Source organism: Planomonospora sp. ID67723 (assembly GCF_015711605.1).
Classification (GTDB): Bacteria; Actinomycetota; Actinomycetes; order Streptosporangiales; family Streptosporangiaceae; genus Planomonospora_A.
Genome location: NZ_JABTEZ010000002.1, coordinates 1,786,280 through 1,812,125, shown reverse-complemented (window position 1 = coordinate 1,812,125; position 25,846 = coordinate 1,786,280). Strand labels below are relative to the sequence as shown.

The 25,846-nt window shown below is 72.8% G+C and carries 23 protein-coding genes and 1 pseudogene; 16 read left to right on the top strand and 8 right to left on the bottom strand.

All coding sequences use genetic code 11. From position 1 onward, the window contains the following. Window positions 1-30: 30 nt before the first annotated feature. Entirely contained in the window at window positions 31-1,104 is a 1,074-nt protein-coding gene (locus HS041_RS20680) for a hypothetical protein (protein WP_196442290.1), read from the bottom strand. A gap of 129 nt (window positions 1,105-1,233) precedes the next feature. Here HS041_RS20680 and HS041_RS20675 point away from each other — a divergent pair, with 129 nt between their 5' ends. Then, complete coding sequence (locus tag HS041_RS20675; RefSeq protein WP_196442289.1) at window positions 1,234-2,286, top strand: sensor histidine kinase; 1,053 nt, start codon at window positions 1,234-1,236, stop codon at window positions 2,284-2,286. A gap of 76 nt (window positions 2,287-2,362) precedes the next feature. Beyond that, window positions 2,363-3,004, top strand: coding sequence for a response regulator (locus HS041_RS20670; RefSeq protein ID WP_196442288.1), 642 nt, complete (start codon window positions 2,363-2,365; stop codon window positions 3,002-3,004). Window positions 3,005-3,093: 89 nt separating this feature from the next. On the opposite strand, the gene HS041_RS20665 is transcribed toward HS041_RS20670, so the two are convergent. Further along, window positions 3,094-6,066 carry an ATP-binding protein gene (locus HS041_RS20665; protein ID WP_196442287.1) on the bottom strand — a complete coding sequence of 991 codons (2,973 nt, stop codon included), beginning with the start codon at window positions 6,064-6,066 and terminating at the stop codon, window positions 3,094-3,096. A 342-nt stretch (window positions 6,067-6,408) separates the two neighbouring features. On the opposite strand from HS041_RS20665, the gene HS041_RS20660 reads away from it, so the two are divergent. Continuing rightward, entirely contained in the window at window positions 6,409-7,011 is a 603-nt protein-coding gene (locus HS041_RS20660) for a hypothetical protein (protein WP_196442286.1), read from the top strand. A 74-nt stretch (window positions 7,012-7,085) separates the two neighbouring features. Here the strand turns inward: HS041_RS20660 and HS041_RS20655 are convergent, their stop codons facing one another. Further along, window positions 7,086-8,000, bottom strand: coding sequence for an LLM class flavin-dependent oxidoreductase (locus HS041_RS20655; protein ID WP_196442285.1), 915 nt, complete (start codon window positions 7,998-8,000; stop codon window positions 7,086-7,088). A 59-nt stretch (window positions 8,001-8,059) separates the two neighbouring features. Here HS041_RS20655 and HS041_RS20650 point away from each other — a divergent pair, with 59 nt between their 5' ends. Next, window positions 8,060-8,539, top strand: a complete 480-nt coding sequence (locus HS041_RS20650; RefSeq protein WP_196442284.1) for a MarR family winged helix-turn-helix transcriptional regulator — start codon at window positions 8,060-8,062, stop codon at window positions 8,537-8,539. Window positions 8,540-8,580: 41 nt separating this feature from the next. Here HS041_RS20650 and HS041_RS20645 read toward each other — a convergent pair whose 3' ends face one another. Then, entirely contained in the window at window positions 8,581-9,687 is a 1,107-nt protein-coding gene (locus tag HS041_RS20645; RefSeq protein WP_196442283.1) for an FAD-dependent oxidoreductase, read from the bottom strand. Between the two features lie 297 nt (window positions 9,688-9,984). On the opposite strand from HS041_RS20645, the gene HS041_RS20640 reads away from it, so the two are divergent. From HS041_RS20640 to HS041_RS20605, 8 genes are all read left to right on the top strand, one after another. Further along, a complete protein-coding gene (locus HS041_RS20640; protein WP_196442282.1) occupies window positions 9,985-10,611 on the top strand; it encodes an HAD family hydrolase in 627 nt (208 codons plus the stop codon). 242 nt (window positions 10,612-10,853) lie between these two features. After that, a complete protein-coding gene (locus HS041_RS20635) occupies window positions 10,854-11,846 on the top strand; it encodes a fumarylacetoacetate hydrolase family protein (protein ID WP_196442281.1) in 993 nt (330 codons plus the stop codon). After that, complete coding sequence (locus HS041_RS20630; protein WP_196442280.1) at window positions 11,843-12,805, top strand: cyclase family protein; 963 nt, start codon at window positions 11,843-11,845, stop codon at window positions 12,803-12,805. Before HS041_RS20635 ends, HS041_RS20630 begins: the two co-directional genes overlap by 4 nt. Before the next feature lie 7 nt (window positions 12,806-12,812). Continuing rightward, a complete protein-coding gene (locus tag HS041_RS20625) occupies window positions 12,813-13,940 on the top strand; it encodes an FAD-dependent oxidoreductase (protein WP_196442279.1) in 1,128 nt (375 codons plus the stop codon). After that, entirely contained in the window at window positions 13,937-14,944 is a 1,008-nt protein-coding gene (locus tag HS041_RS20620) for an amidohydrolase family protein (RefSeq protein ID WP_196442278.1), read from the top strand. Before HS041_RS20625 ends, HS041_RS20620 begins: the two co-directional genes overlap by 4 nt. Window position 14,945: 1 nt before the next feature. Further along, window positions 14,946-15,881, top strand: coding sequence for a VOC family protein (locus HS041_RS20615; protein WP_196442277.1), 936 nt, complete (start codon window positions 14,946-14,948; stop codon window positions 15,879-15,881). A gap of 7 nt (window positions 15,882-15,888) precedes the next feature. Then, window positions 15,889-16,824, top strand: a complete 936-nt coding sequence (locus HS041_RS20610) for a fumarylacetoacetate hydrolase family protein (RefSeq protein WP_196442276.1) — start codon at window positions 15,889-15,891, stop codon at window positions 16,822-16,824. A gap of 161 nt (window positions 16,825-16,985) precedes the next feature. After that, on the top strand, window positions 16,986-17,900 hold the full coding sequence (locus HS041_RS20605) for a LysR family transcriptional regulator (protein WP_196442275.1): 915 nt from the start codon (window positions 16,986-16,988) through the stop codon (window positions 17,898-17,900). A 201-nt stretch (window positions 17,901-18,101) separates the two neighbouring features. Here the strand turns inward: HS041_RS20605 and HS041_RS20600 are convergent, their stop codons facing one another. The 3 genes and pseudogenes from HS041_RS20600 to HS041_RS20590 all read right to left on the bottom strand — a co-directional run bounded on the left by HS041_RS20600 (window position 18,102) and on the right by HS041_RS20590 (window position 20,439). After that, window positions 18,102-18,674 carry a hypothetical protein gene (locus HS041_RS20600; RefSeq protein ID WP_196442274.1) on the bottom strand — a complete coding sequence of 191 codons (573 nt, stop codon included), beginning with the start codon at window positions 18,672-18,674 and terminating at the stop codon, window positions 18,102-18,104. A 33-nt stretch (window positions 18,675-18,707) separates the two neighbouring features. After that, window positions 18,708-19,720: pseudogene (locus HS041_RS20595) on the bottom strand (IS5 family transposase). 179 nt (window positions 19,721-19,899) lie between these two features. Continuing rightward, a complete protein-coding gene (locus tag HS041_RS20590) occupies window positions 19,900-20,439 on the bottom strand; it encodes a hypothetical protein (protein ID WP_196442273.1) in 540 nt (179 codons plus the stop codon). A gap of 228 nt (window positions 20,440-20,667) precedes the next feature. Here HS041_RS20590 and HS041_RS20585 point away from each other — a divergent pair, with 228 nt between their 5' ends. Continuing rightward, the gene (locus HS041_RS20585) at window positions 20,668-21,114 is read left to right on the top strand and encodes an MFS transporter (RefSeq protein WP_230879155.1); all 447 of its coding nucleotides are present in this window, start codon (window positions 20,668-20,670) and stop codon (window positions 21,112-21,114) included. Between the two features lie 88 nt (window positions 21,115-21,202). On the opposite strand, the gene HS041_RS20580 is transcribed toward HS041_RS20585, so the two are convergent. Then, a complete protein-coding gene (locus HS041_RS20580) occupies window positions 21,203-21,364 on the bottom strand; it encodes a heavy-metal-associated domain-containing protein (RefSeq protein ID WP_196442272.1) in 162 nt (53 codons plus the stop codon). A gap of 55 nt (window positions 21,365-21,419) precedes the next feature. Here HS041_RS20580 and HS041_RS20575 point away from each other — a divergent pair, with 55 nt between their 5' ends. Genes HS041_RS20575 through HS041_RS20565 form a run of 3 tightly spaced genes read left to right on the top strand, consistent with a single transcriptional unit; the run spans window position 21,420 to window position 25,724 of the window. Continuing rightward, the gene (locus HS041_RS20575) at window positions 21,420-22,163 is read left to right on the top strand and encodes a (2Fe-2S)-binding protein (RefSeq protein WP_196442271.1); all 744 of its coding nucleotides are present in this window, start codon (window positions 21,420-21,422) and stop codon (window positions 22,161-22,163) included. 15 nt (window positions 22,164-22,178) lie between these two features. Beyond that, the gene (locus HS041_RS20570; protein ID WP_196442270.1) at window positions 22,179-23,873 is read left to right on the top strand and encodes an ABC transporter ATP-binding protein; all 1,695 of its coding nucleotides are present in this window, start codon (window positions 22,179-22,181) and stop codon (window positions 23,871-23,873) included. Window positions 23,874-23,888: 15 nt separating this feature from the next. Next, window positions 23,889-25,724 carry an ABC transporter ATP-binding protein gene (locus tag HS041_RS20565; protein ID WP_307845382.1) on the top strand — a complete coding sequence of 612 codons (1,836 nt, stop codon included), beginning with the start codon at window positions 23,889-23,891 and terminating at the stop codon, window positions 25,722-25,724. Window positions 25,725-25,846 lie beyond the last annotated feature (122 nt).

Sequence of the window (25,846 nt, the reverse complement as noted above, 5' to 3'; positions counted from 1 at the left end):
CACCGCGGACGTCCGGACGGCGGGCGGAGGCTATCCGCACCGGCGGCACCTCCCCCGCCTGCGCAGGTGATAGCCCAGCGTGGCGACGCCGAGCGCGACGGCCCACAGGGGCCAGTACGCCATCGGGCTGAGCAGCCAGGCGGCCGGGTCGCTCCAGTCCGTGATGCGCACCGCCGTGGCACCGGCCGACGCCAGCACGGCCGTGACCAGCGAGGCGAAGACGACGGGGAAGGCGGGGGGCACACGCCTGCCGGCCAGCCCCACCACCCAGCGCGGCCAGATCTCCCCCCAGCGCTGCGTCAGCCCGAGTGCGAGAACCCCTCCGATCGCCGCCAGCGTCGCCAGCGCCGCACCCGCCCAGACCAGCCCGCTTCGGTGGAGCCCGTCGAGGTCCCGCTCGGAGAGCAGCAACGGGATCCCCAGCGCCCACGCCCACCGCACCACGGCGTAGAACAGCGGCACGGCGAAGGCGACGTACGCCGCCCGGCGGCCCCACCGCTCCGCCGAGGCAGGGCTCGCCCATCCGGGGGCCCGGCCCTCCACCCGGCCGCAGCTCTCGCAGGCGCCACGGGTGCGCCGCTGGAACGCCAGCGCCGCGGCTCCCCACAGCACTCCGCCGGCCAGGCAGACCAGCAGGTTCAGCACCGGCCACGGCAGCGCGACCTCGAAGTAGTCCGCATCGGGCCAGCCCCACGGCGCCCCGGCCAGGAAGATCGGCGCGTAGGCCAGCGCGAGCAGAACCCGTGCGTCGGGAACGAGTGCGACCAGCGTGAAGGCGGCGCTCCACGCGGAGACGAGTGCCAGGGCGCGAAGCACGCCGCGCGGCCGTACCAGAGCGAGCAGCGGTGCCAGCAGCGCGCCCCCGGCTCCGAGGACCGCGATGACGGGAGCGGTTCCCGCCGCGGTCGCCGAGCCGAGGAACGATTCCGCCCGCGCGTCGGGGACGTCGCCTTCCCCGAAGGGGAAGCCGGGCCCTCCACGCGACCACCAGAGTCCGAGCGCGCCGTACCCGAGCGACCACACGCCCGCCGCGGGCGCCGCCCACCGGGCCCACCGCTCCCGCCGCGCCCACCGGGCCTTCTCCTGGGTGATTGTCGTGTCCATGGCGACCAGCCTGGCCGGGGGCGGGCCTGCGGCCTATCCGCCGTCCGGCGGATCCGGTACGGCCGCCGCCCCGCCCGATCGGCCGTTCGGCGGATCCACCCGCGGGCGCTTCCCCCTAGAGTCCATCGCATGGACGTGATCGCGGCTCTCGCGGCGCTGGGTGCGATGGTCGCGGCTTTCGTGCCGCGGGTGCCCCTCGCCCAGGCGGCGGGGACGGCCGGTGCGGTGTCCCTGGTCGTCACCGCCGTTCACCCGCCGCTCGGACGGCAGGCCGCCGGCGTGGCGTGGCTGATGGTCGAGGTGCTGGCGCTGCTCGTGCTGGTCCTGCGGGCGGCCCGGTGCGTGCCGGGCCGCCGGGCGATCGCGGCGGCGGGGCTGCCGGGCGCCGCGGTCGCCTTGGTGCTCATGCGCGTCCTGTGGCCGGGCGAGCCGTCGCTCATGGTCACCGGCTGCGCGGGCTGGTCTCTCCTGGCGATCGCGGCCGCCGCGATGGGCCTGTACACACGCTCACTGGACACGGCCCGGAGCCGCGCGGTGACCGAGGCCAAACGGGCGCAGCGCCTCGCACTCGCCCGCGACCTGCACGACTACGTCGCCCACGACGTCAGCGGGATGCTCGTCCAGGCCCAGGCCGCTCGCATGGTGCCCGGCCCGCTGCCCCCCGCGGTGGCCGACGCGCTGCGGCGCATCGAGGAGGCCGGCCTGCGGGCGCTGGCCTCCATGGACAGGACCGTGGAGATGCTCCACGATCGACCGGACGCCGGCCTCGACCGCCGGCTGCCGGGCGTCGAGGGCCTGGAAGGGCTGGTCGACGGATTCTCACCACCGGTGAGCCTCAGGGTCGATCCCGGCCTCGACCTGTCCCGCGAGACATCCGCCACGGTCTACCGCGTGGTGACCGAGGCGCTCACCAACGTGCGCAGGCATGCCGGACAGGCGACTTTCGTCGAGGTCGAGGTCACCGCGGAAGGGCGGGCGGTACGGGTGCGGGTCGCCGACGACGGTGGCGGGCGTTCCGAATCCGCCGGCAGAGGCGGGTTCGGGCTGGCCGGGCTTGCCGAGCGGGCCGGCATGCTGGGCGGCTCGCTCTCGTCGGGCCCCACCCGGGCCGGATGGCATGTCACCGCCCTGCTGCCCGCTCAGGCTCCCGAAGCCGCGGATGCCTCCGAGGTCACGCGGTGACGGCCCCGGACCCCGTCCCCTCCGGCTCTCCCCGCAAAGACACGGCCGCGCCGGCCCCGGCCCTCTGGAGGGTGACATGACCACGCGGATCCTCATCGCCGACGACCAGGAGGACGTGCGGATCGGCTTTCGGCTCATCCTCGACTCCCAGCCCGACATGACCGTCGTGGCCGAGGCCGCCGACGGGCGAAGCGCGCTCGAACAAGCCCGCCACCTGCGCCCCGACGTGGTGCTCGCCGACATCCGAATGCCGCGCCTGGACGGGCTGGAGGTCACCAGACTTCTGGCGGCCGAGACCCGGGTGATCGTGGTGACCACCTTCGACCTCGACGAGTACGTCCATACGGCGCTGCGCAACGGCGCCTGCGGGTTCCTGTTGAAGCGGTCGGGGCCTGTGCTGCTCGTTGAGGCGGTCCGCGCGGCCATGGCCGGCGACACGCTGATCAGCCCGCAGATCACTGTCCGGCTCCTGCGTCACCTGCGCGTCCCCGCAGCCTCCGGCCGGCCGCCCGCCGAGCCGCTGACCGGCCGGGAGCTGGAGATCGCCCGGCTCGTGGCGCGCGGCGGGACGAACGCCGACATCGCCGCCGAACTGATGATCAGCCCCGGTACGGTCAAGACACACATCGCCAACATCCAGCGCAAGACCCGCACGGCCAATCGCGTCGGCATCGCGGCATGGGCGTGGAGCGCCGGCCACATGGAGCACACCGGTTAGCGTCCCGGGGGCGGACCCCGGGCACCGGGCAGCGCCGCACGGGCCGGCCGCGGCGTCGGGGCCGCCCCGGCGTCGGCCGGCGGGTCCGTTCAGCTCTGCGTCGGCGGATCCACCGGCAGGCGCACGGTGAAGACGGTGCCGCCGCCGTCACGGGGCGCGGCGGTGACGGTGCCGCCGTGCGCGGTGACGATCGAGCGGGTGATGGCCAGCCCCAGGCCGGTGCCCTTGATCCCGGCCTCCTTGGCGGTGGAGGCGCGGAAGAACCGGGAGAACAGCTGCCCGTACTGCTCCGCCGGGATGCCGATGCCGGTGTCGGCGACGGTGATGGTGACGCCGTCGCCGCCCCCGCCCCCGCCGTCGCGGTCGGCGGACGCGGCGGTGACGGTGACGGTGCCGCCTTCGGGGGTGTACTTGATCGCGTTCGACAGCAGGTTGTCCAGCACCTGGCGCAGCCGCACCGGGTCGGCGTGGACGGCCAGCCGGGCGGGCAGGTCGGTGATGACATCGATCTTCTTGGCCTTGGCGGCGGGCCGGTGGTCGTCGACGGCCTGGCCCACCAGCCGGGTCACGTGGACCAGCCGCAGATCGATGGCGATGTGCCCGGCGTCCAGGCGGGCCAGCTCCAGCAGGTCGTCGACCAGGCGCTGCAGATGGGCGCTTTTGCGGTCGATGACGTCGACGAACATCTGCTGGGCGTCGGTCAGGTCCGCATCGTCGGCCAGCATCTCGGCATAGCCGCGGATGGCGCTGACGGGATTGCGCAGCTCGTGGGTGACCAGCGCCATCAACTCGTCCTTCATCGCGTCCAGCTCACGCAGCCGCCGTACCTGCCGCTGTTCCCGAGCGAGGAGGCGCTCACGCTCCTCTTCCATGCGGCGGCGGTCGGTCATGTCGGTGGAGACGCCGTCGACGAACAACCGCGCGCCTTCGCGGCGTGGCCTTCCCCGGATCCAGATCCATCGCATGGCGCCCTGCAGGTCGACGAAGCGGCATTCGATCTGCGCCGGCGCGCCGTTCACGAGGGTGGTGCAGAAGTCCATGTAGGCCTTGCGGTCGTCGGGGTGGACGTAATCGGCCATGACGGCGATCATGTCGCCGCTGCCGACCGATACCCGGTCGCCGACCACGCCGCCCTCGGTGGAGCTGAGATACACCGGCCGGGCCTCGCCTTCAGCGGTGATCTCGACGCTCCACACATCGTCGTTGAGCTGGGCGACGACCTGGTCGAGGCGCCGGCGGCTCTCGGCCAGGGCCATGGCGAGCTCTTCGGCGCGGCGGCGCTCCGTGTAGCGGCCCACGTGCGCGCAGACGCCGTCGAGCAGGTCGACCAGCTCATCGTCGGGTTCCTGGACGGTGTCGGCGTAGAAGCCCAGCACCCCCAGCACCTTCTCACCGCTGCGCACCGGCAGGGCGATGGCGGCACGCAGTCCCGACCGCAGCGCGGCCGGCTTGCGCACGAAGTCGCGCGGATCGGCCGTCAGGTCGGGGATCCACACCGCACGGCCGGTGGTCCAGGCCAGCCCGGCCAGCCCCTGTCCCGGCCTGAAGCTGATCTCCTCATCGCTGGTGAAGGCCGACACGTCCCGACCCGGCGTGCTCCAGGAGCCGATGCGGGTGATGCCGTCACCGTCGGGGTCGGCCTGCCAGTATTCTCCGCAGGTCCAGCCCAGTGCCTCGGTGACCGCGGCGACCGCGCCGGTGGCGGCCTGCCTGCTGGAGACGGCCTCGGCCAGCGCCTTGGCCACGGCGTGCTGGGCGTCACGCAGCACCTCGGCACGATGCTGTTCGGTGATGTCGTGCACGACGGCCACCGCGCCCAGGCGGCGGCCGTCGGGGGCCTCGATCGGCCGGCCGTTGACCAGGTAGCGGCGCAGGCCGGCCGGGGTGCGCACCCCGTAGTGCCTGCCGTCGATCGTCTCACCGGCCAGTGCTCGTGCCAGCGGTGTCTGCTCGCAGTTCAGCGGTGTCGGCTCGTAGTCCAGCGTCACCTGCTCGTCCACGGCGAACAGCTCGTAAGGCGCCAGGTCGCACACGTGCTCCGGCTGGTGCAGGAGGTGGGGGTCCTCGCGCAGCGGCTGGTTGAACAGCACGATCCGCCCCTCGCTGTCGCAGGCGGCCACCCCGACCTCCAGATTGTCCAGCAGCGCCTGCAGGAACACCTGCCGATCCTGCAACGGCACTTCGCCCGCCCGCTCGCCGTCGGCGACGTGCAACAAGGCGTGCAGGACCGGCTCGCCGTGCTCGACGGCGGCCCGCACCACCAGCTCAGCGGGGAACTCGCGCCCGTCGCGGTCGGCCCCGGTCAGCTCCAGGCGCTCGGCGGGCGCCGCCGCGCCGCGTCCGAGCACCCGGCGCACGTCCTCCTCCAGGGTCTCCCGCATCCGCTCGGGAACCAGCACCTCCCCGGCCGGCCGCCCGACGGCCTCGGCCTCCGTCCAGCCGAACACCCGCTCGGCCGCGCCGTCCCATCCCGTCACCGTCGCGGTGGCGTCGACGCACACGAACGCGTCCGCGCGCTGGTCCAGCACCGTGCGCATGCGCGCCTCCTGCGCCTGCGCCCGGGCCCGGGCCAGCCGGGCGGCGATCTCCGCCTCCACCATCGCGGCAAGGTCGTCCAGAAGCCTCAGCTGCTCGGCGCTCCACTGCCGGGGTTCGGGATCGATCACACACAGCGCGCCCAGCACCTGGCCTGCGTCGGTGCGCAGCGGCGTCCCGGCATAGGCCGTCACCCGCCCCTCGCCCACGGCGTCGATGGCGTGCCACCGCGCATCGGCGCGCGCGTCAGCCACCACGAGCGGGGCATCGGTCGCCACGATCTGCCGGCACATGGACTGCGACAAGGAGCTGTCGCGGACCGGCCCGGAACCGGCGGACCCGGCCGCGCTGATGACGACCTGCCGATCTCGGGTGATCAGCGACACCATCGCCACCGGCGCATCCACCAGCCGCACCGCCAGCCCGGTCACCCGATCCAGCAGCGGCACCTCCTGCGCCTCCAGCAGGCCGGTGGCATGCAATGCCCGCATCCGCCACGCGTCCTGGACGCGATCTGTCGTCACCACGGTCTTATCCCCCTGACCTGGTGTTATCCACACCCGTCCCCTCCTTCAACGGTAGGCGCCGACATCGGCGACACCGGCTCAGCCCCCCGGACGCGGTCCTGCGCTCCCGAAGACGTCCCGCGTCGCCGGGCGTCGGTCCCGCAGGGGCGCCCCGGAGGCGACCGGCACGGTCCGGCCGGGCCGGAGGGTTCTCGATCGCCGGTCCCGCGCCTGCCGGGAGGGGACGGAGTCCTTTCCCGGCGATTACCTGCAGCAAGGCGCCCCGGCTGCCGATGGAAGACATGCCATCGACGCGGTCTGGACCGTGCCGTCCACCTCGAAGTGTCACGCGCAAGGAAGCGTATGGAACTGCATGACCGCCACGGAGGGCGGGTGTTGTGGCTGGGGGACCTGCCCGGCCAAGGGGCGACATACCGGCTGCGCCGCGGCCGGATGTGGCTGGGCGACCACGGCCGTGAGGCCTTGGCCGCCGCGGCGGCCTACCACGGCATCACCCTGGCCGAGTGCCGGCCGGCCGCTCACTTCAGCTGCACCACGGTGAACCTGAGCAACCGGACGTGCTGTCGGCGACGGGCCCGTACGGCGCGCACCGACACCACGACCGGCCTGATCCACCGTCTGTGCAGCCCCTGCTATGAGGCGTCCGCGCAACTGGCCGGGACCACGCAGGGGCCGCCACCCGCCCTCGCGGCGGCCGCGGCCGGCGATGGCCTGCTGCCCGGCTGGAGCGATCTGGACGAGTGGTGGCTACGCCTGCGTGAACACGAGCGCCAGCGCATATCAGCCGATCTGCGCGGTGCGATCACCGTGATCTACGCCGCCTGCGAGAACCTCATCGACATGGACCTGCCGCCCGGCCTGCAGGGCGAGTTGCTGACGCTGATCTACACGCGTGCCACGGGTCTGCGTGACCTGCTGGCCACCACCAGGTGGGCGGGTCTGTGACCCGACCGGGACCCGGCCGGGTCCCGGTCGGGGGAGGCCGGAGCCGGGGATGACCGTCCGGGCGGCCTCGGCCGTCAGGAACCGGCCGCCACGGCCTCCCGGACCCGTGGGACGACCTCCTCCGCCCAGCGGCCGAGCGCGACGTCGGCGGCCGTGTCGTCGGCCGTGAAATAGATGAAACCGGCCGCGTCATGCTTCAGCACCGCGTTGGTGAGCTCCTCGGCCCACTGCTCGGCCGAGCCGCCGATCCAGCGGCCGTCGCGGTCGCGCGTGGCGGCGAGCGGGGTGGGGGTGATGACGCCGAGCATGTTGTAGATCGTGGCGACGTCGCGGGGGTCCCTGCCGGCATCGGCTGCCGCCCGGTCGATGACGGGACGCGATGTCCGGTATCGAGGGCTGAGCCAGTCCGCGGCGTGTCCGGGGATCCAGCCGTCGGCCAGCCGGCCGGTGACGGCCAGCGATTTCGGCCCGACCGAGCCGGTCCACACGGGCGGAGCCGGGGCCGGAGCGGGTTCAAGGTCTGTGACCTGGTAGAACTCGCCGTCGAAGGTCACCGGGTCGCCACCGCCGGACAGCGCCCGCACCAGGGTGATCGCCTCTCCCAGCGCGCGGACCGCGGCGCCCGGCCCCAGCCGCGGGACGCCCAGTTTGGCGATCTCGTCCCACAGGCCGCCCGCGCCGAGACCCAGCACGATCCGGCCTCCGGACAGGGCGGACAGCGAGGTGACCGTCCGCGCCAGCATGGGTGCGGGGCGGCTCGGGAGGTTCGTGACGTTCACCAGCCCCGAGATGCGGGTGGTGCGGCCGAGAGCCATCCCCACGATGGAGTAGGCGTCCAGGCGCCCGCCGACATAGGGATGATCGGAGACCGTGAACAGATCGAGCCCGGCGCGGTCTGCCCGGGCCGCGTGCCGGAGAGCCTGCGGCGCCGCGTCGGCCGCGGTCGAGATCCCGACACCGAACATTGTCTTCCGTCGTGGCGTCGTCATGGTTTCCCTCCATGGTGTAAATAGTTCGTGTGGCGAACCATGCGTGGTAGCCTGGCCGGATGGGCAAGGCTGAGGAGAACTGGGGGGTCGTGACCGCGTTGGTGCGGTCGTCCTTCCTGGTCAACGCCGTGTACGCCGAGGCGGCCCGGGAGTACGGGCTGACCCCCCAGCAAGGTCAGCTGCTCTGCGTGCTGATGGCGCAGCCGTACGGGATGAGCGAGCTGGGCGCGGTGCTGAGGCTGGCCAAGTCCAGCCTCACCGAGCTGGTGAACCGCAGCACCCAGCGCGGCCTGGTGCGGCGCGAGCCGGACCGGAAAGACCGGCGAGCGGTTCAGGTCACGCTCACCGAACAAGGCGGCGAGCTGGCCGAGGCGTTCTACACCGCAGCCTGCCGGCGGATCGACGAGCTTCCGGCGGGCCTGGACGAGGCGGAGCGCGCCACGCTCACCGAACTGCTCAGCCGGGTGGTACGGGACAACAACGTGCCGATGGTCTTCCTCGGGCGGGACGAGGCGGCGCCCTCCGCGCACGGCCGCTGACGGCTCCTGCGGGGGCCGGGCCTGTCACGGCACGGGCAGGATCAGGCGGCCGCGGGGGCGCCGCCCACGCCGAACAGGTCCGCGAACCGGCCGGTGAACAGGTCCGAGCCCTTGTACTCGGCGACCTCCCGCGCGGACAGGACGACCGGCCCGTCAGGGGAAGGCAGCTGGCCGACACCGCCCTCGGGCCCGAGCGGGAGCAGTACGAAGGGAACGGGAGACGGCCGGTAGACCGCCGCGGGCCGTTCACCGCGCACCTGGGCGATGATGTTCTTCGCCACGACCTCGGCATGCTGCATCGCGTTCCCGGCCATCTTGGCCTCCGCGACGTCGGTGATGTCACCGACCGCGTAGACGTGACCGTAGCCCTCGACGTTGAGGGTCTCGGTCACCCGGACATATCCCTCCGGCGTGCGTGCGTCCGCCAGGCCGTCACCGAGGTAGTCGCTGTCGACGCTGACACCGTGGGCGCGGAACCAGATGTCGGCGGAGATCTCTCCGCCGGTGGAGGGCACGGTGAAGGGCTGCGCCCGGCCGGGCTCGGTCGGCGGCTGCGCGCCCAGAGCGGTGGCCAGCCGCAGCTCCACGCCGAGCACGCCGAGTTGGCGACGCAGGTCTTCACGCATCTGCGGATGGAAGCCGGGGAGCAGCAGCGGCGTCGGGTCGACGACGGTGACGTGCTTGTCCGGCCAGACCGCCTTGATCTCGCCGGACAGCTCCAAGCCGACCGGTCCCGCACCGGCGATCAGCACGCGGGCGGCGCCCGCCAGCTCGGCGTGGACGGCCAGGAGCCGCTCTCGCGCCTCACTGGACAGATCGGTGTCGAATTTGAACGGGAAGGGATATCCGGAGCCGGTGGCCAGAACGAGGTAGTCGGCGTCGACGCGCCCGCCGGACGCCAGGACGACCCCTCCGGAGTCGACCGAGACCGCGCGTTCGCGGATGACCCTGCCGCGCTGGAGCAGCCCGTCGTACGGGAAGAACAGGTTGCCCGCCCAGTCCGGCCGGACCAGCGCTCGAAGAGACACCGCGTTCTGGACGAAAGCGTCCTTGGGCTCGATGAGGACGACGTCTGCGTCCTGATCCAGCGCCTTGGCGACGGCGGCGCCTCCGTAACCTCCACCGATGACTGCGACCGTGTGACCCATTGTGCTCGCTCCCATGAGGACGACATCTGGTTCGTGTCACGAACCATATTAGTTCGTGACACGAACCACAAGTCACCGGCCCCAGGTTTCGCGGCCCGCCTCCAGGACGAACGGCGCCCAGCAGAGCGAACGGGGTTCCCGAAGCCGGTCGTGGACGGAAGCCCGCGCCGAGGACGACAATGACCGCGGGCACGATCGGGATCCGCGAACGGCAGGCGAGCCCGGGAGGTCGAGCGGGCGCCGGCGACGCCCGCCGGACTCTCGGCCGCCTCGGACGAACCGACGGGAGTGACGACCATGAGCGGTGGGGGGCGCCTGCCGTACGACGCGGTGCTGTGCGACTTCTACGACGTGATCGGCTACGTCGACCTGACCGGGCACGAACGGCGCGAACGCTCCTGCGGGCTGGCGCCGGGCACCACGGAGAAGATCGCCTTCACTCCGGAGCGGGCCGTACCGGCGGCTCTGGGGAGAACCACGGCCGAGCAGTGGACGGAGTCGATCGCCGCCGAGCTCATCGCACTGGTCGGCTCGGAGGAGAGGGCCCGGGAGCTGAGCCGGGGGTTCGTCGAGGCGGAGTGCCGGATCGACGAGGAGGTCGTCACACTCCTGCGGCGGGCCCGGACCCGGGTGCCCGTCGTGCTGGTGTCCAACTCCACCCTCCAGATCAACGCCGTTCTGGAGTCGGCGGGCCTGAGCCGGTCCTTCGACGCGGTGGTCACGAGCGCACAGGTGGGGGCGGCCAAGCCGGATCCGCGGATCTACCATGCCGCCGCGCGGGAGGCGGGCGCTCCCGTCGGCCGCTGCCTGTTCGTCGACGACCAGGCCCCGAACGTGGCCGCGGCGGTCGAGCTGGGAATGACCGGTGTCGCCTACCGCGGACCCGCGGATCTGCGTGAGGCGCTGGCTCCGCTGCTGAGCTGAGGGCACGGCTCGGCCGCCTCCCCGCAACCGAGGCCGGCCGGCGGTCCGCAGCGACGGACGGCCTGCCCGGACGGTACGGACCCACCCGCCGACGGTCCCGTCCCGCTCTCGCCGCCGGACCGGAGAGGTCCGCGAGGCCCTTCTCCAACCATCCACCCGGTGGATACCTGCATCTGAAGAATCAATTTCCCAGATCGGTTCCATTAGCCCAAGGTTGGGGGCACACACCGGGAGGAAACATCGTGGAAACACCCCCGTCTCTTGCCGGCCCGTTCGCGCTCGGCACCTTCTCCGCAGGGAACGGCTCGGCCTTCCCCGGTCTGGTCACCGGCGATCGGGTCCTGGACCTGCGCACCGTCCCCGCGCTCCGCGCACCGGGCGCCGGCGAGCCCACCACCCGCACACTGCTGGAGCGGTGGGAGAGCGCGCTGCCGCTGCTGCACGCCGCCGCCGCATCGGCGGAGAGCGAGTGGCTGCCGCTGGCGGACCTGCGGGTGCACGCCCCCGTCGAACCCCGGCAGATCCTGCAGTCGGGCGCCAACTACCGCACCCACGTCATCGACCTGGCGGTCGCGCACGAGCCCGAGGGCGGCCGCCCCGCCGAGCAGGTGAGGGCGGAGGTCGCGGCGATGATGGACCGCCGAGCGGCCGAGGACCAGCCGTACGTGTTCATCGGCCTGCCGTCCTCGGTCGCCGGCCCCTACGACGACGTGGTGATCCCCGGCTGGTGCGCCAAGCCCGACTGGGAGCTGGAGCTGGCCGCGGTGATCGGCCGCCCGGCCTTCCGGGTCCCGGCCGAGCGGGCGCTGGAGCACGTGGCCGCCTACACCATCGCCAACGACCTCACGGCCCGCGAGCTGGTGTTCCGCCGCGACATGCCGGAGATCGGCACCGACTGGCTGCGGGCCAAGAACGCCCCGACGTTCACCCCGCTCGGCCCCTACCTGGTGCCGTCCGCCTTCGTCGCCGACCCCGGTGACCTGCAGGTGACGCTGAGGCTCAACGGCGAGGTCATGCAGGACGAGTCCACCAAGGACATGATCTTCGACGTGGCGCGGCTGGTGTCCTACGTCTCGCAGACCGTGGAACTGCTCCCCGGCGATCTGGTGCTCACCGGCAGCCCGGCCGGCAACGGCATGCACTGGGGCCGGCTCCTCCGTGCCGGTGACGTGATGGAGGGCACGATCACCGGCCTGGGCGTCCAGCGCAACCGCTGCCTCGCCGAGGGATCATGATGCTCGACCGTACCGATCCCGAGGGCGCCATCGCCGAAGCCGCCGCCGCGTGCTCCAACTGGGGCCGCTGGGGGGACGACGACGTGCTGGGCACCGTCAACTTCATCGACGAGGCCAAGCGCCGGGAGGCCGCGGCGCTGGTCCGCCGGGGCATCCCCTTCTCGCTGTCCCAGCGTTTCGACACCGACGGCCCGCAGAAGGGCTGGCGGCGCCGTACCAACCCGGTGCACACCATGACCGACACCGGCCTGGACGCCGTCCACGGCGGCCAGGGGTTCCCGCACGGGTTCGGCGGCGCGGACGACGTCATCGCCATGCCGCTGCAGTGCTCCACCCAATGGGACGGCCTCGGCCACATCTTCGACCACGGCAGGGCGTGGAACGGCCGCCCCGCGGACAAGGTCGTCACCTCCCTCGGCGACCTTGTCACCGGAATCGAGCACCTGGCCGCGCCCGTCGCGGGCCGCGGCGTCCTCCTCGACGTCGGCCGCGTGTTCGGGCAGGAGGGAGAGCTGCCGGACGGCTTCGCGATCACCGAGGAGCATCTGACCGCCACCGCGCGGGCGCACGGCGTCGCGGTCGGCCGCGGCGACATCGTGTGCGTGCGCACCGGGCAGCTCACCCGGGCCCGCCGCGACGGCTGGGGCGACTACGCCGGCGGCCCCGCACCCGGCCTGTCGTTCACCACCGCGGGCTGGCTGCACCGCACCGAGATCGCCGCCGTCGCCACCGACACCTGGGGCTTCGAGGTGCGGCCCAACGAGTTCGAGAACGCCTTCCAGCCCCTGCACCAGGTCGTCATCCCCCACATCGGCCTGCTCATCGGCGAGATGTGGGACCTGGACGCCCTCGCGGCGCACTGCGCCGCCGACGGTGTCCACGAGTTCCTCCTCACCGCCGCCCCGCTGCCCGTCACCGGCGCGGTCGGCTCCCCCGTCAACCCCATCGCCATCAAGTGAGGTCTCCATGGCAGCCGTAGGGAACGTCCTCATCGTCGGCGGAGGCACCGCCGGATCGGCCCTGGCGATCCTGCTCGCCCGCGGCGGCGTCGCGGTCGACGTCGCGGAGCTCAAGCCGGAGCTGACCGCGCTCGGCTCGGGCATCACACTGCAGGGCAACGCGCTGCGGGTGCTGCGCGACCTCGGCGTCTGGGACCGGGTCGCCGCCGCGGGCTTCGCGTTCGGCTCCCTGGGGATCCGCACCCCCGACGGGCGTCTGGTCGCCGAGATCCCCGACGCCCGCACCGGCGGCGCCGACCTGCCGGCGACACTCGGCATGAACCGCCCCGAACTGGCCGCGATCCTCGCCGACGCCGTACGGGAGTCCGGTGCGAGGATCGGCCTCGGCCTGACCGTGGAGACCCTCACCGACACCGGCGACGGCGTGCGGGCGCGGTTGTCCGACGGGACCGCCGGCACCTACGACCTGGTCGTGGGCGCCGACGGCATCCGCTCCAAGGTCCGCGGGCTCATCGGCGTCGAGGCCGCCCCCCGGCCGACCGGCATGGGCATCTGGCGCATCCACACCCGCCGCCCCGAGGACGTCGAGCGCACCGACCTGGTCTACGGCGGGCCGTGCTTCATCGCCGGTTACTGCCCCACCAGCGAGGACAGCATGTACGCCTACCTGGTGGAGAGGGCCCGGCCCCGCGAGTCGGTGGCCGACGCCGACAAGCCCGCCCGCATGCGAGCCCTCGCCGAGGGGTACGGCGGCGCCTGGGACGGGATCCGCGCCGACATCACGGATCCGGACCGCATCAACTACACCTGGTTCGAGTCGCTGCTGGTGGACCGCCCCTGGAACCGCGGCCGCGTCGTCCTGATCGGCGACGCCGCGCACGCCTGCCCGCCCACCCTCGCCCAGGGCGCCGCCCAGTGCCTGGAGGACGCCGCCGTCCTCGCCGAGCTGCTGCTCGCCGCCGACCGCCTCGACCAGGCGCTGTTCGACGCCTTCATGGACCGCCGGTACGAGCGCGTGAAGGCCGTGGTCGAGGCGTCCCTGCAGCTGGCCGACTGGCAGCTGAACCCCGTCCCGGACGCCGACGTGCCCGGTCTGATGGGCCGCATCGCCGCGATGGTGACGCAGCGTCCATGAGCGCGCCACGTGTGAGAACCGTCGACGTGCACGCCCACGTCATCCTGCCGCAGGTCGAGCAGGCCGTGGCCGGGCAGCCGGGCCTGCAGGCCCAGCGGGAACTGGACGCCCGCCGCAACGGCCCCGACGCCCTGGCGGTCTCCGGGCGGATGGTGGGCGAGCGCATCGCCCGCCTCACCCAGGTCCCGGTACGACTGGCCGACATGGACGCCGCCGGGGTGGACGTGCAGATCGTCAGCCCCTCGCCCTCGCACTACCACTACTGGGCCGGCGAGGAGCTCGCCGAGAAGGTCTGCCGACTGGCCAACGAGGGCACCGCCGCGCACTGCGCCCAAGCCCCCGGCCGGCTGTACGGCCTCGGCCTGGTCCCGCTCCAGCACCCCGGTCTGGCCGTCGAGGCGCTCGACCACGCCCTGGCGCTCGGCCTGAAGGGCGTGGAGATCTCCTCGCACGCCCCCGGACGCGAGCTGTCCGACCCCGCCTACGAGCCGCTGTGGGCGCGGGCGGCCGAGACCGGGGCGGCGGTCTTCCTGCATCCGTTCGGCTGCACCCTCGACGAGCGGCTGGACCGCTGGTACCTGTCCAACATCGTCGGGCAGCCGGTCGAGAACGCCGCCGCCCTCTCCCATCTGATCTTCTCCGGGGTCCTCGACCGGCATCCCGGCCTGAGAATCGTGGCCGCGCACGGGGGTGGTTACCTCCCCACCCACCTGGGCCGGGCCGACCACGGCTGGCGGGTGCGCCCGGACGCGCGCGGCTGCGCCCGCGAGCCGAGCAGCTACCTCAAGGACCTCTGGTTCGACTCCCTCGTCCACGATCCGGCGGTGCTGCGCCACCTCGTCAGCGCCGCCGGGCCCGGCCGGGTGCTGCTCGGCTCGGACCACCCCTTCGACATGGGCACCGACGATCCCGTGGGCGCGCTGCGCGCCGCCGGGCTCGACGATGACGCCTTCGACGCGATCCGCGGACGCAACGCCGTACACCTCTTCGAGATCGAGGACTGACATGCAACGCCTGATCACCCACCTGCGCCACGTCGACCTGGCCGTGCCCGACTACGACAGGCAGCGCGAGTTCTACTCCGGGGTCTGGGGCCTGACCGAGGTCGCCGGTGACACCGGCATCAGCTTCCTGGCCGCCGAAGGCTCCCCTGAGCAGTACGTCATCCGGCTGCGCAAGGACGCCGGCAAGCGGCTGGACCTCGTCGCCTTCGGCGCCGCAACCCCCTCCGACGTCGACGCCCTGGCCGAGCGGCTGCGCGTCGCGGGCGTCCGGCTGATCTCCGAACCCGGGAAGATCGACACCCCCGGCGGCGGGTACGGCTTCCGCTTCTTCGACCTCGACGGCCGCACCGTCGAGGTCTCCGCCGACGTGGCCGTGCGCAGGCACCGCCGGCTGGAGGCCAAGGAGGCCGTCCCGGTGCGGCTCTCCCACGTGGTGCTCAACTCCCCCGACATCGACGCCACCCGCGCCTGGTACGAGACGCACCTGGGCTTCGCGCTCTCCGACACCCTCGCCCATCCGCGCATGGGCCAGGTCATGCACTTCATGCGCTGCAACCCCCAGCACCACAGCATGGCCATCGCCCGCGGCCCCCACGCCAGCCTGCACCACATCAGCTTCGAACTGCGCGGCCTGGACGAGTACATGTACGGCACCGGCAGGCTGCTGCGCGCCGGGGTGAAGATGATCTGGGGACCGGGCCGCCACCTGGCCGGCGACAACACCTTCTCCTACTTCCTGGACCCGCACGGCAACACCGTGGAGTACACCACCGAGCTGGAGGAACTGGACGAGGACGCCTGGCACCCGCACGTCTACGACTTCTCCCGGCCCGAGGTCACCGACCAGTGGGGCACCGCCAACCCGATGAACGAGCTGGTGGCCAAGGAGTCGTTCAACGATGTCGACCGCGGCGTCTTCGTCGCCCCGCCGGTCTGAGCCCGTCATGCGTCTCGCGACCTTCGAGTATCTCGGCCTGCGCCGCAGCGGCGTCGTCGACGGCGGCTCCGTCCTGCCCTTCCCCGAGGAGACCGGCCTCCTCGACGTCGTCCGTACCGGCTCCGTCCCGGACACCGGAGCGGCCGTGCCCCTGGCCGCGGTGCGGCTGCTCCCGCCGATCGAACCGCCCTCGGTCCGTGACTTCGTCACCTTCGAGGAGCACGTCGAGGGCGTGCGCCGCAGCGTGAGCGGCGCCGCGGGCGTCCCGGACGCCTGGTACGACGCGCCGACCTTCTACTTCACCAACCCCTGCGCGATGGTCGGCGCCCACGACGACGTCCCCGTCCCGCCCGGCTGCCACGCCCTGGACTTCGAGCTCGAGGTGGCCGCGGTCATCGGCCGCGAGGGCCGCGACCTCTCCCCCGAGCAGGCCCGCGACCACATCTTCGGGTACACGATCTTCAACGACTGGTCGGCCCGCGACCTGCAGTCCCGGGAGATGCAGGTCGGGCTCGGCCCCTGCAAGGGCAAGGACTCGGCGGCCACGCTCGGCCCCTGGCTGGTGACCGCCGACGAGCTGGAGCCCTACCGCGACGCCGACGGATTCCTGCGGCTCGCCCTGACGGCCGAGGTCAACGGCCGGGAGGTCGGCCGCGATCTGCTGTCCAACATGGCCTGGCCGTTCGAGGATCTGGTGGCCTACGCGTCACGCGGCGCCCGGGTGCGCCCCGGTGACGTGCTCGGCTCCGGCACCTGCGGCAACGGCGGCTGCCTCGCCGAGCTATGGGGCCGGAACGGACGGCAGGACCCTCCGCCGCTGCGGCCCGGGGACACCGTCACCCTCACCGTGGAGGGCATCGGCACCGTCTCCAACACGGTCGTCCCCGGCACCGCGCCGGTGCCGGTGCCGCCGGCCCGCAGACGCCCGCGCACCCGTCCCTGACCACGGTCCCCGGTGGCCGTCCCGCGCTGCCGTGCCCGGTTCCCGCCGGATCCGGGCACGGGCGCCCCGCAGGGGCGAAGCGTCCCCCTGGGACAAGCCTGCGGATTTGACAAGCAGATAGGTTGTATGAGCGCATCCATCGCATGAATCCGGAGAGGCCGATGGGGCTGGAGAGCCTGGACCTGAACCTGCTGACCACGCTGCACGCGCTGCTGGAGGAACGCAACGTGACCCGCGCCGGTCAGCGGATCGGGCTCAGCCAGCCCGCCACCAGTGCCGGCCTGGCCCGCCTGCGCCGGCACTTCGACGACGAGCTTCTCCTGCGCGTCGGCAACGGCTTCGAGCTCACGCCACTCGCCGCCTCACTGGTCGACGCGACGGCGCTGGCGGTCAGCGTCGTCGATCGGGTCTTCTCCGCCCGGCCCGATTTCGATCCCGCCACGAGTGACCGCGAGTTCATCCTGGTCAGCTCCGACTACGCACTGACCGTCCTCGGCAAGGAGCTGATGCGCACCGTCGAGCACGCCGCTCCCGGCATCCGGCTGCGGTTCCTGCAGATCAACGTCCCGCGGGTCGACGACATCGACACCACACTGCGCTCGGTGGACGGCCTGCTGATGCCGCACGGCTTCGTCTCCGCCCATCCGGCGGTGGACCTCTACACCGACAGGTGGGTCATCATCGCCGACCGGGACCATCCCGACCTGCGCGACGGCATCACCATGGACCACCTGCGAGAGCTTCCGTGGGCGGTGACCTTCCGCGGTCCGACGGCGATCGCCTCGGCGGCCCGGCAGCTCACCATGCTCGGCGTGGAGCCGCGGGTCGAGGTCGTGGTGGAGAACTTCCAATCTCTGCCGTTCCTCGTCCCCGGCACCCGGCGCATCTCCCTTCTCCAGGAGCGGCTGGCCAGGCGGATGTCCGGGCTGGAGGACTTCCAGATCCTGCCCTGTCCCTACGAGGCGGTGCCCGTCATCGAGGCGTTCTGGTACCACTCGGTCCACCAGGCCGACGCGGGGCATCGGTGGCTACGCGAAATCCTCGTCGGCGTCGGAGCGCGGGTGGGCGGGCGGTGAGATGGAATGCGGCGCCTCGTCCCCGCGGTTCGCCCGTGCACGTCCGCACCTTCCGGCCGGGTACCGCTCCAGCGCGTCGGCCCTGCTCGCGCCGGCTTTCCTCGCCGTCACCCGGGCTCGCCGCCCGGACGATCACGACCGGACGCCCGACGCCCGGAGGGAGGCGAACACCGGCCCCTCCAGGGAGCAGAGAAGCCATGATCAGTACGAACACGTTGTCTCCGTCCCATGCGCCTCCCACAGGTGCATCCCCAGCAGGTACAGGCCGAGGATGAGAACCGGTGACAACCACGCGATCACCCGCGAGCGGCGAGCCGCGATGAGCAGGACCACCAGAGCAGGCGTGGCCGAGAGGGCGAGGAGACCTCCGAGCGCCTCCACCTCCGGGGCGGGCCGGTTCAGCGACTCGAAGGAGCAGCCTGTGCCGCTTCCGCTGCGCTTGTCGTGTTGCAGGATGAGGTCGAAAAAGGCGAACAGGCCACCCACCAGCCAGGCCGCCACCGCGAGCAGGCGGCCCGGCATGGAACTCCCGCGAGAACCGCCTGCGTCGGCGCGTCCTGCCCGGACACCGCAGACGATCATCAGAGTGACCACGACGGCGATCGCCACGGTGATGACACCCGCCACCACGCCCCAGTACGGCGTGCGCGACTCGTTGTCCTGAGCGAACCAGCGCCACGCCGCAGCCGCAGCCGCGAACGCGGCCCATCCTCCGATGACCACCATCGCCTCGGGGCGGGGCCGCGACACGTGCTCCTTACCGGTGAACGCCATGCCGGCGACACTAGGAGCTGTTCGAGGTTCGGATCATGTGGTTGAGGTGAGGAACTTCAGCCACATGATCGAACCTCGAAGGTAGAGTCCAGCCTCGTAGCTCTCCGGGGCCTTGTCATAGCGGGTCGCCAGAGCGCGCCAGGTCTTGATCTTCTGGAAGCAGCGTTCAACGGTGTTGCGCTCCTTGTAGAGATCGGTGTCGTGACTGACGGGCCGACCGCCCCGGCTGCCCTTCCTCCTGCGATTGGCGGCCTGGTCCTTCTTCTCCGGGATGACCGCCTTGATGTGGCGTTTCCTCAGGTAAGCACGGTTGGAACGGGAGGAGTAGGCCTTGTCCGCGGCGAGGGCGCCCGGCCGGGTGCGGGGCCGACCGACCGGACCGGGAACGCGGATCTTGTCCATGACGGTGATGAACTGCGGGCAGTCGGCGGCCTGGCCGGGCGTGAGCACGAAGGCCAGCGGCAACCCTCGGGTGTCGACCGCGGCATGGACCTTGCTGCTCAGCCCGCCGCGGGACCGGCCGAGCCCGGCGGCCTTGGTCCGGGCCCTGCGGCGTCGCCGCGCAGCGGCGCGATCCTGCTCCGACGAGGTGTCCGCGCCGGGTGTCACCGGAGGCGCATCACCCGCAGCACCGGCGGCTGCTCCGATAGCGGAGCCCCCTTTTCCTCGGTCAGGGCCTGCTCCAGCGCATCCAGGGTCTCCCCGGCCACGGCCAGACCGGCCGATTCTTGATGCGCCCGCACGATCGTGGAGTCCACGCTGACCAGTTCCAGCCCGACCTGCCCGCGCGATGCCGCCTCAGCGATCAACGCGTCCATCAGCCCTTGGAACACCCCGGCCTTGACCCAGCCGTTGAACCGGGAGTAGAGCGTGGACCAGGGCCCGTAGCGTTCGGGGACGTCACGCCAGCCGGACCCGGTGCGAAAACGCCACAGGATCCCGTTGAACTGATCACGCACCCGCCGCGGCAGCGGCCCGGTGGCCGCCACCGGCAGATACGGCTCGATCAACGCCCACTCGGCGTCCGTCACATCAAAACGCGCCACGTCCGAGTTCTACCAGCCGCCGGCCCGCCACCGGGCCCTACCTAGATCCGAACCCCAAACAGCTCCTAAGGGAAGGGTCGTCAACCAGCCAAGACGGATGATCCTCCCGGGGAGAAGGGCGCCCGGAGAGGCGAGACGGCCTCGGTACCCGCAGCGGGCACCTCACCCAGGGATGATGATCAGAGCCAGCTCTCGCGGATGCTGTCGGCCGCTTCCTCTCCGGACGGCCGGTCGAGTCCTCCGGCCCGGACCTTCACCAGCAGCCGGTTCACGCTGTCGAGGATTTCCGGAACGCACGCCCGGACCCGGCTCGCATCGGCGGCGATCACGTCGTCACCGTCGATTCCCGCCTCCTGCAGCACCCCGTCCAGTTCGGACAGCCTGCCCGCCAGCCAGCCGAGGGGATCGCTCGACAGCTCCTTGCTGAACACCCGCGGGCCCGGGTCCCAGCCGGTGAAGACGGGATGGTGATGGGCCCGGTCGAAGCTTCCGGGCTGCCCGGCGACCGATTCCAGCAGATCCACGCGCCAGATGGGCTGATCGACGTGAATGGGGCGTGCCGAGTAGATGGAACCCTTCAGCTGTCCCCGCTCCAGCATCCGCACCTCCAGGCGGACGCCGCGCTCAGCTCCTTCCTGACCCTTGTTCGGGTTCGGGTCGACGAAGAAGATGTCGCTCACCGCCACACCGATCCGTTCGAAGCCGAAGACGTACAGCATGAGGCGGCCTCCTCCGACGCGTGTCCTTCGGGCTTCCCTCCCGGGGAAGGGGATTCCGGCCACCGCCGGCGGTCTTCCTGCTTCACCGCGCCGGTGGCCGCTTCCAGCATAGTCCGGCCCCCGCAAGGTGATCGTTTTCCGCCGGGCCCGGCGGGCCGGAAACCGGCCGGGCCCGCGCGGCCCGGGGATCGGCGCGCCCCCGAACAGGGCTGGAGCTCGGCCGCCACCGTGCTGGAGCTGGCCGGGGCCGTCGCACTCCTGGTGGCGTTCCTGCTCATCCAGCGCAGCGTGCGCGAGCCGCTCATGCCGCTCGCGATCTGGCGCACCCCGGGCCTGGCCACCGCCAACCTGGCCATGGCGCTGCTGGGGGCGGCATGGATCCCGATGCGGTACTTCCTCAACCTCTATCTCCAGCAGGTGCTGGGCTACGGCGCCTTCGCCAGCGGCGCGGCGCTGCTGCCGATGACCGTCGCCATCATGATCTTCATGATCGCCACCTCCTCCGGCGCCGACCGGCTCGGCGACCTGCCCCGGCTCACCGGCGGCTTCCAGGCCGCCTTCATCGGCGCCGGGACCGTCACGGCGGCCGGGGCGGTCCTGACGGTGCTGCTCATGCGCCAGCCGAAGCCCGCGGTCACCGGGCAGGACATCCGGCCCGAGGCGGTACGGACCTGATCCGGGCACGGCTTCCACACGTCCCCGCCATCGCGAGCCCTTCCAGGGGCGTGATGGCGGGGATGTGACGCTTCGGGTGGCGTACGCCCTACAGGGCCAGAGCGGTCAGTTCGTAACCGGCCCTGCGTACGGCGTCGGCGATCCGGTCGGCGGGCAGCGGACGGCCGCCGGTGACGGTGACCTGTCCGGTGGGGAGGTCCACGGTGACGTCGCGGACGCCGTCGATCCGCCGATCGAACCCGCACGGCACTCCCCCATTCGATCGTTTTAGGTTAGCCTTACCTGACCTGATGATCGGAGGAGGCGTGAACGCGACGGGGACCGCGCTGCTGGGCGGCGAGCCGTCCGCCGAGACGATGCTGGAGCCGCTGACCGCGCGTCTCCGCGCCGCCGCCGAGGCCGGGCTTCCTCTCGCGCTGACGCCCGGCCTGTACGCCGGAGGACCGGACTGGTACACGGCGGCGGAGCTGGCGGCCCCGCCGTACCGGCGGCTGGGTGAGCTCCTCGACGTGGCCCGGCGCGAGTGGGAGGCGCCACCGCACGTGGCCGCCGCCCTGTGGTGGAAGGGATTCTCCTACTGGACCACCCTTCCGGTCGTCATGGGATGGGCCATCAACCGGCACGTCCCCCTGATGACCGCGCGCAACACGGTGCTGCGCTCGTCACCGGCCGAGCCCCGCCTGCGGTTCGGGCTGTGCGAGCCGCTGGTAGCCGGCGGCGGGCTTGAGGAGCTGGGCGCGGTCATCCGCAGCACGTTGCTGGAGGACCTGCACGCGCCGCTCATCGAGGCGCTGCACGCGCTCACCCGGACCGGCAGACGGGGCCTGTGGGGTTCGGTGGCCGAGGCTTTCGCCCAGCCGCTCGTCTCCTTCGCCCAGGACCTGCTCGACGATCCCGCCGGCGCGGCGGAGGCCCTGCTGCGGTCGGCCGGAGGCCCGGTGGCCGATCTGCTGGAACTGCCCTCGATGCGCCGGCGCACCTGCTGCCTGTGGGTGACGCTCCCGGGGCGGGAGGCCTGCTCCACCTGCTGCCTGATCACATGCGACTGACCTGGAGGAGCGGCGATGCCGATCGAAGGCCGTGACGTCCTGCGACGTTCGATCACCGGGCACTGGAGGCACACGGCGGGCGGCTCCGCCCTGGCCGCCGGGCACCAGGCCTGCGAAGCCCTGGTGCCCGTGATGATCGGAGTGGTCATCGACAGGGCCATCTCGACCGGTGACGCCGCGGAGCTCGCCGGCTGGATCGCGGCGCTGGCCGCGGTCTTCGCCGTGCTGTCCTTCAGCTACCGTTTCAGCTTCCGGATCGCCGAGCGGGCGTCCGAGCTGGCCGCGCACGGGCTGCGGGCCGAACTGGCGGGCCGGGTCCTGCAGGCCAGGGGCGGCGCGGAGGCCGGACGGCTCCCGGGCGAGCTGGTCGCGGTCGCCACACAGGACGCCAAGCGGGTCGGCGCCGTGAACGTGGCCCTGGCCGCCGGCGTCTCGGCGCTGGCCGGGCTGCTCGCCGGGGGAGTGGCGCTGCTCCGGGTCTCCGTGCCGCTGGGCCTGGTGGTCCTGCTGGGGATCCCGCCTCTGCTGCTGCTCGCGCACCTGCTGGGCAAGCCGCTGGAGCGGCGCAGCGGCGCCGAGCAGGAACGCGCGGCGCACGCGTCGGGCGTGGCCGCCGACCTGATCGCCGGACTGCGGGTGCTCAAGGGCATCGGAGCGGAGGCCGCAGCGGTCGACCGCTACCGGCGCACCAGCCGGGACTCGCTGGCCGCCACCCTGCGGGCGGCACGGGCCCAGGCCTGGCACGACGGCGGCATGCTCACCCTGACCGGCGTCTTCATCGCCATCGTGGCCCTGGTGGGAGGCCGGCTCGCCGCACAGGGCGAGATCAGTGTCGGACAGCTGGTGGCGGCGGTCGGGCTCGCCCAGTTCCTGCTCACCCCGCTGTCCATCCTGTCCTGGGCCAACGGGGAATTCGCCCAGGGGCGCGCGTCGGCCGCCCGGGTCGCCTCGGTGCTGGCCATGCCGCCCGCGGTGACCGGAGGCGACGACGTCCTCCCGGAACCCCTTCAGGGCCGGATCCGGTTGCACGAGGTCACGCACGGCGCGCTGCGCGGGCTGAGCCTCGACGTCGCACCGGGCGAGCTGCTGGGCGTCGTGACGGCCGATCCCGCGGTCGCCGCCTCACTGCTGCGGGTGCTGAACCGCACCGCCGATCCCTCGTCGGGCGTGGTGGAACTGGACGGTGTGCCGCTGCGCACCCTCGACCCCGCCGAGGTGCGCCGCGCCGTCGTCGTCGCCGACCACGACGCCGACCTGTTCGAGGGGAGCCTGCTCGGCAACGTCACCGCCGCCATGCCGCCGGACGCGGCTCCGGACGCGGCCGAGGCGGCGATGGCGGCCGCGGCGGTCGACGAGATCGCCCGGGTCCTGCCGTACGGCGCCGCCACCGCGCTCACCGAGCGAGGCCGTTCGCTGTCGGGCGGGCAGCGCCAGCGGGTGGCCCTCGCCCGCGCCCTGGCCACCGGCGCCCCGGTCCTGGTCCTGCACGATCCGACCACCGCGGTCGACGCGGTCACCGAGGCCCGGATCGCCGAGGGGATCCGCAAGGTCAGGTCCGGACGGACGACGATCATGCTGGTCACCAGTCCGGCGCTGCTCGCGGCGGCCGACCGGGTGATCTTCGTGGACGGCGGGGTCCCGGCGGCGGAGGGCCGCCACGTCGAGCTCGTCCACGACAACGAGGCCTACCGGGCAACGGTCCTGGCCTGAGCCCGGGAGGATCCGGTGGAGGAGAACACCCAGATGAGCATGACCGGCACGGCAGGAACACGGCAGGACGAGGATCGGGAGCTGCTGCCCACCGCGACCGCGGCGCAGACCCGCGCGGCCGTACGCGAACTGGCCCGCCCCCACCGCGCGGCGGCCCTGAGCGGCCTGGCGATCCTGATCGCCTCGACCGGGGTCGGGCTGCTCACCGCGCCGATCCTCGGCCACATCATCGACCTGGTCGCCGCAGGGCGGCCCGCCGCCGCGATCACCGCCCCGGTGGCCTGGCTGGCGGTCATCGCGGTCGCCCAGGGGGTGACCGCCGCGGCCGGCGTCTCCTTCATCGCCCGGCTCGGCGAGGGCATGCTGGCCACGCTCCGGGAGCGGTTCGTGGAGCGGGCCCTCGGGCTCCCCCTGGAACGGGTGGAGCGGGCCGGGTCGGGAGACCTGACCTCGCGCGTCACCAACGACGTCTCGGTGATCACGAACGCGGTCCGCGACGCGATGCCGGCATTGGCCCGCTCGCTGCTGACGATCGGCCTCACCCTGGTCGGGCTGGCGGTCCTGGACTGGCGGTTCCTGCTCGTGGCGCTGGTGGCCGTCCCCATCCAGGTGCGCACGGTGCGCTGGTACGTGCGCCGGGCGGTCCCGCTGTACGCCGCACAGCGCGTCGCCGTCGGCGCCCAGCAGCAGCAACTGCTGGACACCGTCGGCGGGGCGTCCACCGTCCGGGCGTTCCGGCTCGCCGAGGAGCACGTCCGCCTCGTCGGCACCCGCTCACGCGCGGCGGTGGACCTGGCGCTGCGCGGTGTCGGGCTGGTGACGCGGTTCTACTCCCGGCTCAACCTCGCCGAGCTCGCCGGGCTGTCCGCGGTGCTCGCGACCGGGTTCCTGCTGGTGCGGAACGGGGATGCCAGCGTCGGTACGGCCAGCGCCGCGGCGCTCTACTTCCACAGCCTGTTCACGCCGGTCAACATCGCGCTCGGCCTCGCCGACGACGCGCAGGCCGCCGTCTCGGGTCTCGCGCGGCTGGTCGGGGTGGCCGACGCCGCGCCGGTCCCAGCCCCGAGCCCGGCCCCGGCCCCGGTGCGGGCTCTCCCGGCCGTCTCCCTCCCGGTCCGCGTCTGCGGCGTCGAGTACGCCTACCGGCCGGGCCACCCGGTCCTGCACGGCGTGGACCTCGACATCGCCGCCGGGGAGCGCATCGCCCTGGTCGGCACGAGCGGCGCGGGGAAGACCACACTGGCCAAGATCATCGCAGGCGTCCATCCGCCCGGCAGCGGCTCGGTCACCGTGGACGGCACGGAACCCTCCGGGACGGACCGGGCGGCGGCCGGACGGCCCGTCGCGCTGGTCACCCAGGAGGTCCACGTCTTCTCCGGCACTCTCGCCGACGACCTGCGGCTGGCACGGCCGGAGGCGGGGGCCGACGAGCTCCGCCGCGCGCTGGAGCGGGTCGGGGCGCTGACCTGGGCGCAGGCGCTGCCCGAAGGGCTGGACACGGTGGTCGGCGAGAACGGCCACCGGCTCACCCCCGCCCAGGCGCAGCAACTGGCGCTGGCCCGGCTCGTCCTGGCCGACCCTCCGGTGGTCGTGCTCGATGAGGCGACGGCGGAGGCGGGCAGCGCGGGGGCACGGCTGCTGGAGGCCTCGGCCTCCGCCGCGGTGGACGGCCGGACCGCGCTCGTCGTCGCGCACCGGCTCACCCAGGCCGCGGCGGCCGACCGCGTCGTGGTGCTCGACGGAGGAAAGGTGGCCGAGACCGGTACGCACGCCGAGCTGGTCCGTGCCGGCGGCGGCTACGCGGCGCTGTGGGAGGCGTGGTCGGACAACCGGCAGGCGCCGGGCGACTGAGCCCGTCGCGGCCGCCATGATCCGCGGGACACGCCTCAGGTGACGCGGCCGGCCCTCATCTCGTGGTCGTCCGGCCGCGAAAGGACGGCGGCTCCGCCCCGGCCGGTGCCGGGGCGGAGCCG